The 2,817-nt window shown below is 58.8% G+C and carries 2 protein-coding genes and 1 pseudogene; all 3 read left to right on the plus strand.

What is annotated here, in order from left to right:
- The first annotated feature begins 1,880 nt into the window (after positions 1-1,880).
- Positions 1,881-2,042 (plus strand): CsbD family protein, encoded by a 162-nt coding sequence (locus tag ACFQ4G_RS21765; protein ID WP_238208914.1) that lies wholly within the window; start codon positions 1,881-1,883, stop codon positions 2,040-2,042.
- 58 nt (positions 2,043-2,100) lie between these two features.
- Positions 2,101-2,559 carry a CsbD family protein gene (locus ACFQ4G_RS21770; RefSeq protein WP_238208915.1) on the plus strand — a complete coding sequence of 153 codons (459 nt, stop codon included), beginning with the start codon at positions 2,101-2,103 and terminating at the stop codon, positions 2,557-2,559.
- Positions 2,560-2,675: 116 nt separating this feature from the next.
- Positions 2,676-2,817 (plus strand): annotated as a pseudogene (locus ACFQ4G_RS21775) (PhnA-like protein); the annotation flags it as partial.

Raw genomic sequence — 2,817 nt, forward strand, 5'->3', positions numbered from 1 at the left:
AGGCCCGCCCCGGCCTGTCCATTCGGCGCAAAAGAAACAGGGCCGGATGGTCCGACGCCTTCGCCAGGACCATCATCGCTCAAATGCGATAGCCCTGTTCCTTGATCGCTCGCGCCTTGCAGGCATGAAGGAACGCGCTCGGACGCGTAGGCCCGTACCGGGGCTTGCCGGAGCTCCTGGCAGGTGGTCAGGACGGATGCCAGGCTCTATCGGCTCATTGATGAATGGCTCCTCGTAGGGCGCCGAAGGCTCATCCGGCTTAAGCGGACGCTCGCCTGGAAACGGCCGCGTCGGCATCTCGGATGGGATGTCGCCGTCGGGGATGGGATCGGGCATGCTAGGTGTGGCCATTCTTGCTCCTTCGTTTCCGTTCGTACTGGATGACCTGCGAGCCAAGCGTCCGCCGGTAGCGAAGCAACATCTGGCCCTACGGCCAAGCCGAACCTGATTAGGGACACATGGAGTCCGGCATAACTTCGAAGCTGTCACGCCGTTTGCTTTAAGACGTTCGGCAACGAACGAAAGATATGTCGGACCAGGAAACGCTCAATGATGCGGATGTATCATCTTGATAGGCAATAATTTGGTATAGACCGTCCACGCCTATCTATTGCCGGCTGTTGCGAAGAGTTCGACAGTTAAGGGAGCGTCACAGCGGACACCGGCATCGGACATCCGGCGAGTTTCTTGAGAGTCGCATCACAGGCGAGCGCGACGGCCTAACAGAGCATTGAGCGATGGTCAGGTACACGTTCCTGCAGGTAGTAGTCTAGGAATGACTGAATCCGGTCGGAGTTGAAAGAAGCAAAGAACGAAGATCATTATCTCGGATTCAGGATCGGGCGACGATGTCGTCATGACAAGCCTAAGGTAGCAAGGTGTTACGCTGATCTTCAGGAATGGCATTCATCGCGCCAAGTAACTCGAAGAAAGCGACCCGGTTATTTTGGTTCAATCCGACGACAACGCCGCCGCGATGCCGACGTCTTCTACTTCACGATGTCGGTGCTTCCGTCGGCTGAGGTAGGAGTTTCGTAAGGTCATGGATCATCACGCGATAAGGTTGGTGCCCTGCTTAGACTCGGAGCAGCACTCACAGGCCCGCAAGAGTCGCCTGAACCATATTGTCGTCTGTTTCCGCGGCGAAGCCGGTGGAAGAACGACGAAGCGGCGCAGGCGCGGCACGAGGGCAATGATTTCGTCGCCGAATACTTTCGTGACCTGCTGCTTCGCTTCCGCGACGAGCAGGGCGGCCCGGCTCCGAAGCAGAACCCGGCGAGACTGCGAATCAGGATTAACCGCGTCGGCTCCTGGAAGCTTTCTGCCAGTCGCTATTCCATCCGGCCCCGGACGAAGCAAAATATTCCTCGAAATGCAGAATTTTTGCAGATTCTATATTTAAAAAATTTTTATTATTCGTTTATTTACTGTAATATTCTGGATATATGCGCGCCTCTACGCTAGAAAATCTGCACCAAGATCTGGCTGATCGTTCACGGTCACGTTGGCGATTCAGATATATCGCTCGTCCGACCGCCCTCTGCGGAACCGCCTTCCATTGACGACTGTTACGGCCGAGCTTGATCCAAACAGTATGGGAGGCGATCGAAGGTGACGGTTGGCGTCGAGAGGCACGCGCTCCAGCAGACTAACGTCGACCGAAGTGTCTACGAGGTCGACATGCCGCCGGCGTCAGCAGCCGGAACCTCGCGATCTCGCGCCTCGACGGCGGAGGCACCCGTGCGGGGTCGGGACAATGGATTTCCAGCACCCGAGACCGGAAAATAAAAACCTCTGAACTGGTACATCTGCATCATTGCTTGCGTGGAACGGCAAGCCAAGTGAGGGGTATGTCAATTGCTCAGGACTGGCAGCCTCCCGTGAACGCGCAGAAGTCGAACGACGACTCCGACAAGCTCAAAGGCTCTGTGAAGGAGGCCATCGAAAAATTAATCGGCGACCCGAAAGTCGAGAGTGTGGGAAAATCTCAGCAGAAACTACCGAAGTCCGACGTGAAACCAAAGACCACCCCTGAGTCGTAACGTCGGTCACACGTCGCATCAGACGAACATCATTCGAAACGGAAACAGGAACTGCATTATGGTTGATACGGATCGTATCACTGGCACTGCCAAGGAGCTCGGCGGCAAGGTGCGGGGCACGGTAGGCGACCTCACTGGGTCAAAGCGCGACTCGGTCGAGGGGCGTGTCCGTGAGGCGCAGGGCGCTTCTGAGAACCTTTACGGTCAGGCCAAGGACACCGTGCGCGACGCCGCCGAGCACGTCGTCGACACTGCCCGCGACATCGGCGGAAAGGTTCGCGAGACGGTCGGCAATCTGATCGGGTCCGACGACGTCGAGGATCGCGCGCGCCGCGCCCAAGGTGCCGCTAGCGACACCTACGACCGTGCCGAGGACGCCTACGAGAACGGCGGCCGGTACCTTCGCCAGGGTAGGCGCGAGGCTGCCAGCCAGATCGCCGAATACCCCATGGCCGCACTGCTCGTGGCGGGCCTCCTCGGATACGGCATCGGCCTTCTCATCCACGGCCGCGACTGACCCGCTTGGCCGCGATTGATCGGTCCGACCGCGCTGGGATTGCGCGGTCGGAATCCAGAGTCCCCCCTCGAACGACCGAACGATTCGGACGACCGACGACCCGGAGTACCAGTAACGTGTCCACCACCCCCATCCTCGCCACCCCTGGCGCCTCAGCCGACACCCGCACCGTCCTTCTCAACCAGGTCTCGTGGGGTGCCATCTTCGCCGGTGCCGTGACGGCGCTGGTGACCCAGGTCATCCTCAACATGGTCGGCG

The organism is Methylobacterium marchantiae, assembly GCF_042679825.1.
GTDB lineage: Bacteria > Pseudomonadota > Alphaproteobacteria > Rhizobiales > Beijerinckiaceae > Methylobacterium > Methylobacterium marchantiae.